This window comes from Haemophilus sp. THUN1691, assembly GCF_059704425.1.
In genome coordinates, this window is record NZ_AP046578.1 from 1 (window position 1) to 14,174 (window position 14,174).

Here is a 14,174-nt window from a genome sequence, read left to right on the forward strand (position 1 = left end):
GTGAATCTCTCAAATCTTTGGCAAAGTTGCCTGTTACAACTTCAAGATCAAGTTTCAGCCAGCGATCTTAGCACTTGGCTTCGTCCTTTACAGGCTGATGTGGTGGCGGATAATCACATTGTTTTATATGCTTCTAATATGTTTGTGAAAGGTTGGGTGGAAACTCATTATCTCGCACAAATCCAGCAAATTTGTCAAACACTTGCACAAAATCCTGAACTGCGTATTTCTTTAAAAGAAGGGGTCAAGCCTGCACCCAAAGTAGTGGACAGTGAACCAAGTGGCAATCCTAAAACAGAAAGTGCGGTAGATTTTCAAACTGAATCTAGTGCTTCAGTAAAATTTGAATCTCATCTAAATACTAAACACTTATTTGATAACTTTGTTGAAGGTAAATCGAACCAACTCGCACGCGCAGTCGGTCAAAAACTTGCTCAAGCTCCAGGCGAACCTTCGGCCAACCCTTTCTTTTTATATGGTGGTACAGGTTTAGGGAAAACCCACTTGTTACACGCGATTGGCAACGGCATTTTAGCTAATAAACCAAATGCGCGTGTGCTTTATATTCACGCAAATAACTTTATGCAACATATGGTAAAAGCCGTGCGTGACAATAAAATGGATCAGTTTAAAAAATTCTATCGTTCTCTCGATGCGCTTTTAGTGGATGATATTCAATTTTTCGCTGAAAAAGAAAAAACTCAAGAAGAATTCTTCCATATATTCAATAACTTATTTGAAACTGGTCGTCAAATTATCTTAACATCAGATCGTTATCCTAAAGAAATTGAAAAAATTGAGGAACGTTTAAAATCACGTTTTGGCTGGGGCTTAACAACAGCCATTGAGCCGCCCGATCTTGAAACGCGTGTAGCGATTTTATTGAAAAAGGCGGAAGAACATAATATGAACTTGCCAGAAGAAGTCGCGTTCTTCATTGCTCAACGCTTGCGTACCAATGTGCGTGAACTCGAAGGGGCGTTAAATCGAGTGAAAGCAATGCAAGACTTCAAAGGCGGTGACATTGATATTGATTTCGTACGTGATACCTTAAAAGATATTTTGGCTCTGCAAGAACGCTTGGTTACCATTGAAAATATTCAAAAAGTGGTGGCTGAATATTATCGAATTAAGGTTTCAGATTTAAAATCAAAAAGCCGTGCACGTTCAGTGACTCGTCCTCGCCAAATTGCAATGGCATTAGCAAAAGAATTAACAAACCGCAGTTTGCCTGAAATCGGTCGCGCCTTTGACCGTGATCACACGACTGTATTAAACGCTTGTCGCGAAGTACCAAAATTCCGCGAGCAAGACAATAGCATTCAAGAAGATTGGGCGAATTTAATCCGCACTTTGTCCGCATAAAAGGAGAACGCAATGCAATTTAGTATTTCAAGAGAAAATTTATTAAAACCGTTGCAACAAGTATGCGGCGTATTGAGTAGTCGTCCAAACATTCCTGTATTACACAACGTGTTGTTGCAAATTAAAGACAATAGATTGACTATCACAGGCACAGATTTAGAAGTTGAACTCTCTAGTCAAACTCAGCTTTCATCGTCTTCTGAAAATGGCACCTTCACGATTCCAGCAAAAAAATTCTTAGATATTTGCCGCACTTTATCTGATGATTCAGAAATCACGGTTACTTTTGAAGAAGACCGTGCGTTAGTACAATCTGGGCGTAGCCGCTTTACACTCACAACTCAACCTGCAGAAGAATATCCGAACCTCACGGATTGGCAGTCTGAAGTAGATTTTGAACTACCGCAAAATACCTTGCGCCGTTTAATTGAAGCCACTCAATTTTCCATGGCAAACCAAGATGCGCGCTATTTCTTAAATGGTATGAAATTTGAAACAGAAGGCAATTTATTGCGTACTGTGGCGACAGATGGCCATAGACTTGCGGTCTGTACCATCTCGCTTGAACAAGAATTACAAAATCATTCTGTGATTTTACCGCGTAAAGGCGTGTTAGAACTGGTTCGTTTATTAGAAACAAGTGATGAGCCAGCACGTTTACAAATCGGTACTAACAATTTACGTATCCATCTCAAAAACATTGTATTTACATCGAAATTAATCGATGGTCGTTTCCCTGACTATCGCCGAGTGCTGCCTCGTAACGCGACGAAAATTGTCGAAGGCAGCTGGGAAATTCTTAAACAAGCCTTTGTTCGCGCATCAATTTTATCGAACGAGCGCGTGCGTAGCGTGCGTTTAAACTTAAGCGAAAACCAACTAAAAATTACAGCCTCTAATACCGAGCATGAAGAAGCGGAAGAAATCGTTGATGTCAATTACAATGGCGAAGAATTAGAAGTGGGCTTTAATGTCACCTATATTCTTGATGTGCTAAATGCGCTTAAGTGCAATCAAGTTCGCATGCGCCTAACTGATGCTTCTTCTAGTTGCTTAATCGAAAACTGCGAAGACAGCAGTAGCGAATATGTAATTATGCCAATGCGTTTATAATATGGCGATTTCGCGCTTACTGGTCGAAAAATTTCGTAACTTAACAGCCGTGGATCTTGATTTTGATCCCGGCTTTAACTTTTTGGTTGGCAACAATGGCAGCGGGAAAACGAGCCTATTAGAAGCTATTTTTTATCTTGGTCACGGACGCTCATTCAAAAGTGCGGTAACAAATCGCATCATTTCTTACGACGAACCTCACTTCACCTTATTTGGACAAATCCAAGAAAGCCAACATCAATGGTCAGTGGGATTACAAAAACTTCGTCAAGGCAACACGTTAGTAAAAATTAACGGCGAAGATGGCAATAAAATTTCCGATCTTGCTCATCTTTTGCCAATGCAATTAATCACCCCAGAAGGCTTAACCTTACTGAATGGTGGGCCAAGTTATCGACGAGCATTTTTGGATTGGGGACTGTTTCACCATCAAACAAGTTTTTATGCTGCCTGGAGCAACCTTAATCGATTACTCAAACAAAGAAATGCAGCACTTGCACAAAATCAGCCCTACTCCGCTATTAAAGTTTGGGATGTCGAGCTTGCCAAACTCGCTCATCAAGTGAGTCAATGGCGCGCCGAATATGCAGAAGCACTACGCCCTGAAATCGAGCAAACTTGCCAACTTTTTCTCCCTGAATTAGAAATTAATGTCAGCTTTCATCAAGGATGGGAAAAAAATACAGATTACGCAGAAGTTCTTGAGCAAAATTTTGAACGAGATCGTGCCTTAAATTACACATTTTCTGGACCTCAAAAAGCTGATTTTCGTTTCAAAGCGCAAGGATTGCCAGTGGAAGATGTACTTTCTCGTGGACAACTTAAACTTTTAATGTGCGCATTGAGACTGGCTCAAGGCGAGCATTTAATGAAAGAAAAGCAACGCCATTGTATTTTTTTAATCGATGATTTTGCATCAGAATTAGATCAATATAAACGAGCACTGTTGGCAGAACGATTACAACAAAGCGGTTCACAAGTGTTTGTTACAGCCATTACTCAACAACAATTAAAAGAGATGCAAGTCGAAAACAGAAAAATGTTTTCAGTCGATAATGGAATCATTAAAACGTTAGATTAGATCAAAAAGTACGGTGAAAATCACCGCACTTTTATCTTTTTTAGCGCAAGAACGCTGGAATGTTTTTCTCGTATTCTGAGATTTTTTCTTCATGCTGAAGGGTTAAACCTATATTATCAAAGCCGTTTAACAAACAATGACGACGGAATTCATCAAGTTCAAAAGCATAAACTTTATCCCCTACAATAACCGTCATGGCTTCTAAATCCACATGGATTTGTTTGCCTTCATTTACCCACACCCATTGGAAGATTTCTTCTACTTCTTCTTCGCTTAAACGAATCGGTAACATGTGGTTATTTAAGCTGTTGTTGTAGAAAATATCTGCAAAGCTTGGTGCGATCATCACTTTGAAACCATAATCAGCTAATGCCCAAGGCGCATGTTCACGAGACGAACCACAACCTAGGTTTTTACGTGCTAATAAAATGGTCGCGCCTTGATATTGTGGATAATTCAATACGAAATCTGGATTTGGCTTGGTCCCTTCCACATCCAAATAACGCCATTCATGGAATAAATGTTTGCCGAAGCCTACGCGAGTAATGGCTTGTAAAAATTGTTTTGGGATAATCGCGTCTGTATCCACGTTTGCCGCATCCAATGGTACGACTAAGCCTGAAAGTTGTTTAAATCCTGCCATTTTCTGCTCCTTAGTTTAATGTTACGTCACGAATATCAACGAATTTACCGAACATTCCCGCAGCCGCTGCCATAGCAGGGCTCACCAAGTGAGTGCGACCATTACGGCCTTGGCGACCTTCAAAGTTACGGTTTGAAGTAGATGCACAACGTTCCCATTCGCCTAAACGGTCATCGTTCATCCCTAAACACATTGAGCAACCAGGGTTACGCCATTCAGCGCCTGCTTCGATAAAGATTTTATCCAAACCTTCTTTTTCCGCTTGTTCTTTTACTAAACCGGAACCTGGCACCACTAAAATCCGTTTTACGTTATCGGCTTTTTTACGTCCTTTCATCACCGCCGCTGCTGCACGTAAATCTTCAATACGTGAGTTGGTACAAGATCCGATAAATACTTGATCAACTTTAACTTCTTTTAAATTAGTGCCAGCCTCCAAGCCAATATAGTGTAAGGCTTTTTCCGCCGAAGCTCGTTGTACAGGATCTGTCATTTCTTGCGGATTTGGTATGGTTTCATTCACAGAAATCACCTGCCCTGGGTTTGTCCCCCAAGTGACTTGTGGTGCGATGTCTTTGGCTTCTAATGTGATGACCGTATCAAATTTTGCATCATCATCGGATTTTAAGGTTTTCCAATAAGCAACGGCATCATCCCAATCTTTGCCTTTAGGCGCGTGTGGACGATCTTTTAAGTATTTGAAAGTGGTTTCATCGGGTGCGATTAATCCCGCTTTCGCGCCCATTTCAATCGCCATATTACAAACAGTCATACGGCCTTCCATAGAAAGATCACGAATCACTTCACCGCAGAATTCCACCACATGACCTGTGCCACCTGCCATGGTGGTTTTACCGATAATGGCAAGAATAATATCTTTTGCGGTAATGCCTGGCGCTACTTTGCCACGCACTTCAATTTTCATGCTTTTTGCACGGGCTTGCTTTAAGGTTTGCGTGGCTAATACGTGTTCCACTTCAGAAGTACCAATACCAAATGCTAAAGCACCGAATGCACCGTGAGTGGCTGTGTGGGAGTCACCACAGACGATTGTCATACCAGGTAAAGTTAAGCCTTGCTCAGGCCCCATCACATGTACGATTCCCTGCTCTTTCGTTGTTATATCAAATAATTTGATACCCGTCGCTTTGGTATTTTTATCAAGTTCTAACACTTGGATTTTCGCTTGTCCTTCAAGTTTGTTCACATCACGCACTTGAGTAGAAATGCTATGATCCATAGTACCGAAGGTTTTGCTCACTTGACGCACTTGACGGCCTGCAACACGTAAACCATCAAAGGCTTGTGGGCTGGTCACTTCATGGATTAAATGACGGTTAATATACAAAATCGGCGTTTCGCCTTCAGCTTCGTACACCACGTGGGCATCGAATAATTTTTCGTAAAGAGTTTTTGCCATAATTTTTCTCAATTCGTTAGAGTAGTAAGTGCGGTCAAATTTCGGAGTATTTTTGAACCGCACTTTAATTGTTTTTATTAGATTGCGTTAGCGATTAACGTACCCATTTCCGCAGTTGAAACAGGGGCAGAATCATCAGCTAAATCACCCGTACGGTGACCATTTGCTAAGACTTTTTGTACCGCATTTTCAATCGCATCTGCGGCATCATTTAAGTTGAAGCTGTAACGCAACATCATCGCGGCAGAAAGAATTTGTGCGATTGGGTTGGCAATGCCTTTGCCAGCGATATCCGGCGCAGAACCGCCAGCCGGTTCATATAAGCCGAAACCTTCTTCGTTTAAGCTAGCAGATGGCAACATCCCCATAGAACCTGTGATCATCGCCGCTTCATCAGAAATAATATCGCCGAAAATGTTAGAGCAGAGGAGCACATCGAAAGACTCTGGCGCTTTGATTAATTGCATGGTCGCGTTGTCGATATAAATGTGATCTAAGGTGACTTCAGGGTAATCTTTCGCCACTTCAGTCACGGTTTCACGCCATAAGATTGAGGCTTGTAGTACGTTAGCTTTATCCACAGAAGTCACGTGTTTACGACGTTTCATTGCTGCATCAAAAGCCGCATGTGCAATGCGTTCGATTTCATATTTGTAATAAACTTCAGTGTCGAATGCTTTGGTTTGTGCGCCTTCACCTTCACGGCCTTTAGGCTGACCGAAATAAATCCCGCCCGTTAATTCACGCACAACCACCATATCAAAGCCTTTTGCTGCAATATCTGCACGTAATGGGCAGAATTTTTCGAGTCCTTTATAAAGGGTTGCAGGACGAAGATTGCAGAATAATTTGAAATGTTTACGCAATGGTAATAATGCACCGCGTTCTGGTTGTTGATCCGGAGGTAAATTTGTCCATTTAGGGCCACCCACTGAACCAAATAAAATCGCGTCAGCATCATCACAACCTTTTAAGGTTTCTGCCGGTAATGGGCAACCACAATGATCAATTGCAGCACCGCCCACATAAAACTCGTTGAAGTTGAGTTTCAAACCAAATTTTTCTTGGACTTTATTTAATACTTTAATGGCTTCCGCCATGACTTCCGGGCCAATACCGTCTCCTGGTAGAACAGCGATGTTGTATGATTGCATATTATTTTTCCTATTTCTTTCACACTAAAGTGCGGTTAATTTTCTCCCCCTCTTTTGTCAAGAGGGGGACTCAATCAATTAATGATGTTTGTGGCTTTTAATATCTGCCACTTTATGTGCACGATAAATGGCATTAATTGCATGCACTAACGCTAACGCGGAAGATTCAACGATATCTGTTGCTAAACCAACACCATGGAATTTACGCCCTTCGTTTTCAACGACAATATCCACTTGCCCTAATGCTTCTGCCCCCTCGCCTTTAGCGGTTAAGTTATAGTGAGACATTTTGATTTCTAAGCCAGTTAAATTTAAGATGGCGTTGTAAACCGCATCCACTGGGCCATTGCCGCCAATTGAAGACGTACTTAATTTTTCGCCATCCAATTTCAATTGAACAAAAGCTGTTGCTGGATATTCTTTTGTTGAATGCGCTGAAAGCTTATCTAATACCAAACGATCTTCATCCCCTTGTTGCATATCGATGAACGCCAATGCTTCTAAGTCATAATCGAATACCTGACCTTTTTTATCCGCCAATTTTAAGAACGCATCATACAATTTATCCAAATCATAATCTTGCTCAGTGTAGCCCATGTCGGTCATGTGGCCCTTCACTGCTGCACGGCCGGAACGCGCGGTTAAATTCAATTTTTCTTTTTTCAAACCGATCGTTTCTGGAGACATAATTTCGTAGGTATTTTTGTTTTTCAACATACCATCTTGATGAATGCCAGAAGAGTGCGCAAAAGCATTTGAACCCACAATGGCTTTATTCGGTTGAATCGGCATATTGCAAAGTTGGCTGACCATTTGACTCACGCGATGAATTTCTTGAGTATTGATACGAGTATCCACGCCCATAAAATCCTGACGCACTTTCATGGCCATCACCACTTCTTCAAGGGAAGTATTGCCCGCACGTTCACCAATTCCATTAATGGTACATTCAATTTGGCGAGCACCATTTTGCACTGCCGTTAAAGAATTAGCGGTTGCCATACCTAAGTCATTGTGGCAATGCACAGAAATCACGGCTTTGTCGATATTCGGCACGCGATTGCGCATTTGAGCAATAATGTTGCCGTATTCATTTGGTAAGCAGAAACCAACGGTATCTGGAATGTTTACTGTGGTCGCACCCGCATTAATTGCGGCTTCAACAATACGACAGATATTATCGATGCCTGTACGGCCTGCATCTTCGCAAGAGAACTCAACATCATCCGTATAATTACGTGCGCGTTTCACTGCTGCAACGGCCATTCCTACCACATCATCAAAAGAACGTTTTAACTTCGCTTCAACATGCAATGCAGAGCTTGCAATAAAAGTATGAATACGGAATGCTTTAGCAACTTTCAATGCTTCGTATGCGGCATCAATGTCTTTACCTACGGCTCGAGATAACGCCGCAACACGAGAGTTTTTGATATGACGCGCAATGGTTTGAACAGACTCAAAATCCCCTTGAGAAGAAACAGGGAACCCCACTTCCATTACATCCACGCCTAAGCGTTCAAGTGCTAAAGCGATCTGTAATTTTTCTTTTACCGTCAAACTTGCTTTTAATGCCTGTTCCCCATCACGCAAGGTAGTATCAAAAATAATAACGCGATCTGTCATAACAATGTCCTTACTAAAAGTCCTTCTGAAATCACTCCAAAAGTGCGGTGCATTTTCCTGTATTTTTTAGACAAAAAACCCGCAACTTATAAAGTGCGGGTTTAAAATTGGGTATTTACATCTGACTGTTTTTCATCCACAACTTAGCCGCACACAAAGTGTGAGAGCAGCAGGTTGAGAGATAAAGAAACAATACGAGACATAAATAAAAATCCTTCTGTGTAAAACGCTTTTCATATTACGAATAAAAAACTGGTTGTCAAACTATTTTTTAGCGTTTTATATTAAAAGCAATCATTCAAACACAAGATAAAATATACATTTAACTAATAAATTTAAAATAAAAAGAATATTCAACCAAATTGATTGCAATCAGCAAATTTTTATTATTAAATTTTTTACATTTTCAAAATAAGAAAAATTTTGCAATTTTTTACTCATCAAAAAGAATTTTTGCGATCTATATCGCAAAATGCTTTCAAGTTAATCGTTTCTTTCAATCGTTTTTTCCATACTAAATTTTCAAATCAAAAAGGAAAAAGCATGCACGATATTACTTACACGCTACTCCGCCTAATGCAAGTCCCTAAACTTAGCGGAGTGGGCATTGATAAAATTTTATCCAATATTACGCTAGATGAGTTGCTCAATTATGATGATGTTGCTTTTCGACAAATGGGATGGGGAGCCATTCAAATTCGTCGTTGGTTCAAGCCTGAAACAAAATTTATTGAGCCAGCGCTAGAGTGGTCACAAAAAGAGAGAAATCATTTGGTAAATTATTTTTCCCCTTTTTACCCCTTTCTATTGAAACAGATAGCGAGCTTTCCCCCTCTGCTATTTGTAAAAGGAAATTTGACCGCACTTTCACAACGTCAAATTGCCATGGTGGGAAGTCGCTACTGCACGGCTTATGGTGAATATTGGGCTAAATATTTTGCTACGGAACTATCATTGGCAGGCTTTACGATTACCAGTGGACTAGCATTGGGAATAGATGGGCATTGTCATCAAGCAGTTGTTGATATTCAAGGACAAACCATTGCAGTTTTAGGAAGCGGATTAGAACAAATTTATCCCGTAAAGCACCGAAAACTTTCAGAACTCATTTTGCAAAACAACGGTACATTAGTTTCTGAGTTTTTACCAAACCAAGCACCAATTGCAACAAATTTCCCTCGTCGTAATAGGATTATTAGCGGGCTTTCAGTCGGGACATTAGTGGTTGAAGCCACAGAAAAAAGTGGCTCTCTGATTACCGCTCGATATGCATTGGAACAAAACCGAGAGGTTTTTGCTGTGCCAGGCAATATTCAAAGTGAATTTAGCCAAGGTTGTAATCGTCTCATTAAACAAGGCGCAATGTTGGTGGAAAATGCAAAGGATATTTTGGAAACTCTCTACCAACATTCTATCCATAGCCAAACTGAAATCGATTTTGACCAGATCTCTGTGCCTAATTACACGCCACCACCCGATCCTCGCCGATTGGTGGAAGCACCAAGTCACCCTAAACTTTACTCGCGTATCGGTTACACGCCTGTGAGTATTGATGATTTAGCTGAAGAATTTAACTTGAGTGTCGATGTTTTACTTGTTCAGTTGCTCGATCTTGAATTGCAAGATCTCATCATGAGTGAAAATGGGCTATATAAACGCGTTTAGTGTAAATTTTTATGCTAATATACGCCCATTCTTTTTTCATAAAAGGACGATTATGTTAGCCATTATCTCCCCTGCGAAAACCCTTGACTTTGAAAGTGCGGTAAAAAATTTTCCTGTTTCTCAACCGCACTTTACTGATTACAGCGAACAACTTATTGAGGTTTGTCGTAAACTTTCTCCACAAGCTCTTTCATCTCTTATGTCTATCAGCGATAAATTAGCTGGTCTAAATGTTGCACGCTTTGCAGAATGGACAAAAATTCACGATGAAAATAATTCCCGCGCTGCATTATTTGCATTTAAAGGCGATGTTTATACTGGTTTAGATGCTGATTCCCTTTCGGAAGATGATGTTGCCTTTGCACAATCCCATTTACGTATGCTGTCTGGGCTTTATGGGCTTTTAAAACCACTTGATTTAATGCAACCTTACCGATTAGAAATGGGAACAAAATTATCCAATCCGAAAGGAAAAGATCTGTATGCCTTTTGGGGAAATGTGATTACTCAAGCGGTTCAACAAGCTATAGATGAACAAGGTGATAATGTTCTGATAAATTTAGCCTCTGATGAATATTATAAATCTGTTAAAGAAAACCAGCTTAATGCAAAAATTATTAAGCCAGTTTTCTTAGACAATAAAAATGGCAAATACAAAGTAATTAGCTTTTATGCTAAAAAAGCTCGAGGCTTAATGTGCCGTTATCTTATTCAAAATCGTTTAACTGACATTGAACAGTTAAAAGAATTTGATTTAGCTGGTTATTGGTTTGATTCAGCCTCATCCACTGAAAACGAATTTGTATTTAAGCGAGATATCAATGAATAAAATTTTTGTTATATTGACCGCACTTATACTCTCTGGCTGTGCAACTAAACTGACTCAATTAAATGTTCCTACACAGTTAGAGCACAACGGTAAAAATTATGCCCTTACCGGCAGCCAAGATTTAGAAACCATTGCACGCTATGTTTATATAGCTAAGCCAGATACGCTAGAAAATTGGCAATCTGAAATTGAAATTCTCTTTGATCGCAATCAACCTACGCGTTCAATTAAAGAGCGGATCGCATTGAGAGAACGTATTTATCGTAATACAGGCGTAAAAGATTTCCATTTTAATGCTATTCCAGAAAATTCGACGAATCCACATGAATTAAATGGATATGTCATCTATTCGCCAACGAAAGAAAATCCATCTTGGCAAGTGAATGTGATGAAAGGACGACAATTACCGCAATGTGGCTTTGTTCAGTATCAATATTCACAAAAAGTACAGCAACCAACACTTTCTAAACATTTATCCGTCGATAAAGTGCAACAACATTTGCAAAAATACGTTGTGGATATAGAAAGAAAGCATTTACAAGATTTGAAGTGGCAACTGTTCTGTCAAAAATAATGTAAAAAATTATGCCGGATCAAAATCTCATCAGATTTTGCTAGAGCAGATACCTCTAATGATGTAATCTTATGCCAGTTTCCAATTACGGTTAAAAGTAGGTAAATATGATCAAAAAAATTGCAGTTTTAACAAGTGGTGGCGATGCGCCAGGTATGAATGCAGCAATTCGTGGCGTAGTACGTTCAGCACTTGCAGAAGGTCTAGATGTATTTGGTATCTATGATGGTTACCAAGGCTTATACAACAATAAAATCAAGCAACTAAACCGCTACAGCGTATCAGACGTGATTAATCGTGGCGGTACGTTCTTAGGTTCTGCACGCTTTCCTGAATTTAAGGATCCAAATGTTCGTGCGAAATGTGCTGAAATTTTACGTTCTCACGGCATTGATGCACTTGTTGTTATCGGTGGTGACGGTTCTTACATGGGCGCAAAATTGTTAACTGAAGAACATGGTTTCCCTTGTGTTGGCTTACCCGGCACGATTGATAATGATGTTGCAGGCACAGACTATACCATCGGCTATCAAACCGCATTACAAACTGCAGTCGATGCTATCGACCGTTTACGCGATACATCAAGCTCACACCAACGTATTTCTATCGTTGAAATTATGGGCCGCCATTGTAGTGACTTAACGATTTCTGCAGGTATCGCTGGCGGTTGTGAATATATCGTCGCATCAGAAATTGAATTCAATCGTGAAGAATTAATTCAACAAATTGAACGTAGCATTATTCGTGGTAAACGTCATGCAATTATTGCAATCACAGAACTTTTAACCGATGTTCATTCTCTCGCAAAAGAAATTGAAGCTCGCGTTGGGCACGAAACTCGTGCAACTGTTTTAGGGCATATTCAACGTGGCGGTTCTCCTTGTGCTTTTGACCGTATTCTTGCTTCACGTATGGGCGCATACGCGGTAGATTTATTGCTACAAGGTAAAGGTGGCTACTGCGTAGGCATCCAAAATGAACAACTTGTTCACCATGATATTATTGATGCAATTAATAATATGCATCGTGAATTTAAAGGTGATTGGCTTAAAGTGGCAAAACGTTTGGAATAATCGTTTATTCACTTTATATAAATCACCAAAACTTAATTCATCTTTTTTATCTCACTTAAACAGACACAGCAATGTGTCTGTTTTTTCTTACAAAAGTGCGGTGATTTTTTCTTGAATTTTCTATAAATCATTTCACTTTTAAAGTTTGAAAATAAACGCGACTGCCAGTTCTCCCTAGATGATCTTTTTGCTATAAAAATAGATATCCGATAGAATGCGCCAAGCAAAATAAGGTATAAAAATTATGACAAAGAAAAAAGTAAAACCAGGATCAAATACTATCGCACTGAATAAACGTGCGAGACATGATTATTTTATAGAAGATGAAATTGAAGCAGGTCTTGAACTACAAGGCTGGGAAGTCAAATCAATGCGAGCAGGCAAGGCAAACATTAGTGATAGTTATGTCATTTTTAAAAATGGCGAAGCCTTTTTATTCGGTGCAAGCATTCAGCCATTAAATGTTGCATCAACGCATATTGTTTGTGATCCAACTCGCACTCGTAAATTATTATTAAATAAACGTGAATTAGCATCCCTATTTGGCAAAGCAAACAGAGACGGTTTTACCATCGTAGCGCTTTCTCTTTACTGGAAAAGTGCATGGGCAAAAGTCAAAATTGGTTTAGCCAAAGGTAAAAAACAACATGATAAACGCGATGATATTAAAGAGCGTGAATGGAAAGTAACAAAAGATCGCATTATGAAAAATGCACATCGAGGATAATATATAGCAAAAAGCCCGAAGTTATTCGGGCTTTTTATTCATATCTTATGACTATTTAGCAGTCGGAACTTTTAATTCTGGCTCATCTGGCTTTTCAATTGGTGCAAAAGTTTTATCTTTATTCGCATCAATAATTTTTTGGGTATCATGGGCTAATGCTGTTAAACCCATTTTTTCATACGCTTCTTTCATCAAAGATAAACCTTCATAAGTTGCTTTAGCATCAGGATATTGTTTCAACATTCCAACTACACGGTTTGACACTGCAACCCAAGCATCACGTTTTGCATAGAATTTTGCAATATCTAACTCATGACGAGCAAGCGCATCTTTAATATAAGCCATACGCGCTAAAGCATCTTGAGCATAAGGGCTATTAGGGAATACACGAACTAAATTTTGGAAATTAGAAAAAGCGGTACGCATAGAAGTGGTTTCACGTGTCGCACGATCAATTCCAAAGAAATCTTGAATGAAATTATCACCTGTTGCGGCATTGGTTAACCCAGCCATATAGACTGCATAGTCTTGGTTCGGACTTTGTGGGAATTGATGTAAAAAGCTATCTACCGTCAATAATACTTGCGTATAATCTTGTGCTTTATAGTTTGCATAAATTAAATCTAGCATCGCCTGTTCTTGATAAATACTACCAGGGAAACGTTCAGTCGCCGCTTTTAAATAACGAATAGCTTCAGAATAACCGCCTTCTTGTAATGATGTAACACCTTTAGTGTACAACTCATTTACTGATGCTTGCTCCACATCTTTTGAACCACTTGAACATCCAACAACCAATGCTGCCACGGCAAGCAATGCCAAAGATTTTATTTTACGCATTGTTTTTTCCTTAATTTTTACGAAAACCAATAAATAAGATACAATTGTCCGCTATTGTATAGAA

13 protein-coding genes are annotated in these 14,174 nt (G+C 39.6%); 8 read left to right on the forward strand and 5 right to left on the reverse strand.

Features of this window, described 5'->3' with window-relative positions; genetic code table 11:
• From dnaA to recF, 3 genes are all read left to right on the forward strand, one after another.
• The coding region (dnaA, locus tag AC6H0J_RS00005) for a chromosomal replication initiator protein DnaA (RefSeq protein WP_497512660.1) at nucleotides 1-1,365 on the forward strand (1,365 nt) is incomplete at its 5' end.
• Between the two features lie 12 nt (nucleotides 1,366-1,377).
• Complete coding sequence (gene dnaN / locus AC6H0J_RS00010) at nucleotides 1,378-2,478, forward strand: DNA polymerase III subunit beta (protein ID WP_005627409.1); 1,101 nt, start codon at nucleotides 1,378-1,380, stop codon at nucleotides 2,476-2,478.
• Nucleotide 2,479: 1 nt separating this feature from the next.
• Nucleotides 2,480-3,559 carry a DNA replication/repair protein RecF gene (gene recF / locus AC6H0J_RS00015; protein WP_118817094.1) on the forward strand — a complete coding sequence of 360 codons (1,080 nt, stop codon included), beginning with the start codon at nucleotides 2,480-2,482 and terminating at the stop codon, nucleotides 3,557-3,559.
• A gap of 40 nt (nucleotides 3,560-3,599) precedes the next feature.
• On the opposite strand, the gene leuD is transcribed toward recF, so the two are convergent.
• From leuD to leuA, 4 genes are all read right to left on the reverse strand, one after another.
• Nucleotides 3,600-4,202 carry a 3-isopropylmalate dehydratase small subunit gene (gene leuD / locus AC6H0J_RS00020; protein WP_118817095.1) on the reverse strand — a complete coding sequence of 201 codons (603 nt, stop codon included), beginning with the start codon at nucleotides 4,200-4,202 and terminating at the stop codon, nucleotides 3,600-3,602.
• Between the two features lie 10 nt (nucleotides 4,203-4,212).
• On the reverse strand, nucleotides 4,213-5,622 hold the full coding sequence (gene leuC / locus AC6H0J_RS00025) for a 3-isopropylmalate dehydratase large subunit (protein ID WP_005627415.1): 1,410 nt from the start codon (nucleotides 5,620-5,622) through the stop codon (nucleotides 4,213-4,215).
• Nucleotides 5,623-5,699: 77 nt separating this feature from the next.
• Nucleotides 5,700-6,776 carry a 3-isopropylmalate dehydrogenase gene (leuB, locus tag AC6H0J_RS00030; RefSeq protein WP_118817096.1) on the reverse strand — a complete coding sequence of 359 codons (1,077 nt, stop codon included), beginning with the start codon at nucleotides 6,774-6,776 and terminating at the stop codon, nucleotides 5,700-5,702.
• Nucleotides 6,777-6,854: 78 nt separating this feature from the next.
• Complete coding sequence (gene leuA / locus AC6H0J_RS00035) at nucleotides 6,855-8,402, reverse strand: 2-isopropylmalate synthase (protein WP_497512661.1); 1,548 nt, start codon at nucleotides 8,400-8,402, stop codon at nucleotides 6,855-6,857.
• Nucleotides 8,403-8,945: 543 nt separating this feature from the next.
• On the opposite strand from leuA, the gene dprA reads away from it, so the two are divergent.
• From dprA to smpB, 5 genes are all read left to right on the forward strand, one after another.
• Nucleotides 8,946-10,067, forward strand: a complete 1,122-nt coding sequence (gene dprA / locus AC6H0J_RS00040; RefSeq protein ID WP_032825579.1) for a DNA-processing protein DprA — start codon at nucleotides 8,946-8,948, stop codon at nucleotides 10,065-10,067.
• Nucleotides 10,068-10,119: 52 nt separating this feature from the next.
• On the forward strand, nucleotides 10,120-10,896 hold the full coding sequence (gene yaaA / locus AC6H0J_RS00045; RefSeq protein ID WP_005627424.1) for a peroxide stress protein YaaA: 777 nt from the start codon (nucleotides 10,120-10,122) through the stop codon (nucleotides 10,894-10,896).
• Nucleotides 10,889-11,470: an HI_0983 family protein gene (locus AC6H0J_RS00050; protein ID WP_005627426.1), complete on the forward strand. Its 582-nt coding sequence runs from the start codon at nucleotides 10,889-10,891 to the stop codon at nucleotides 11,468-11,470. Before yaaA ends, AC6H0J_RS00050 begins: the two co-directional genes overlap by 8 nt.
• A 107-nt stretch (nucleotides 11,471-11,577) precedes the next feature.
• The gene (pfkA, locus tag AC6H0J_RS00055; protein WP_497512662.1) at nucleotides 11,578-12,543 is read left to right on the forward strand and encodes a 6-phosphofructokinase; all 966 of its coding nucleotides are present in this window, start codon (nucleotides 11,578-11,580) and stop codon (nucleotides 12,541-12,543) included.
• A 244-nt stretch (nucleotides 12,544-12,787) separates the two neighbouring features.
• Nucleotides 12,788-13,270, forward strand: a complete 483-nt coding sequence (smpB, locus tag AC6H0J_RS00060) for an SsrA-binding protein SmpB (protein WP_005633362.1) — start codon at nucleotides 12,788-12,790, stop codon at nucleotides 13,268-13,270.
• A gap of 51 nt (nucleotides 13,271-13,321) precedes the next feature.
• On the opposite strand, the gene AC6H0J_RS00065 is transcribed toward smpB, so the two are convergent.
• Nucleotides 13,322-14,110: an outer membrane protein assembly factor BamD gene (locus AC6H0J_RS00065; protein ID WP_497512663.1), complete on the reverse strand. Its 789-nt coding sequence runs from the start codon at nucleotides 14,108-14,110 to the stop codon at nucleotides 13,322-13,324.
• Between the last annotated feature and the right edge of the window lie 64 nt (nucleotides 14,111-14,174).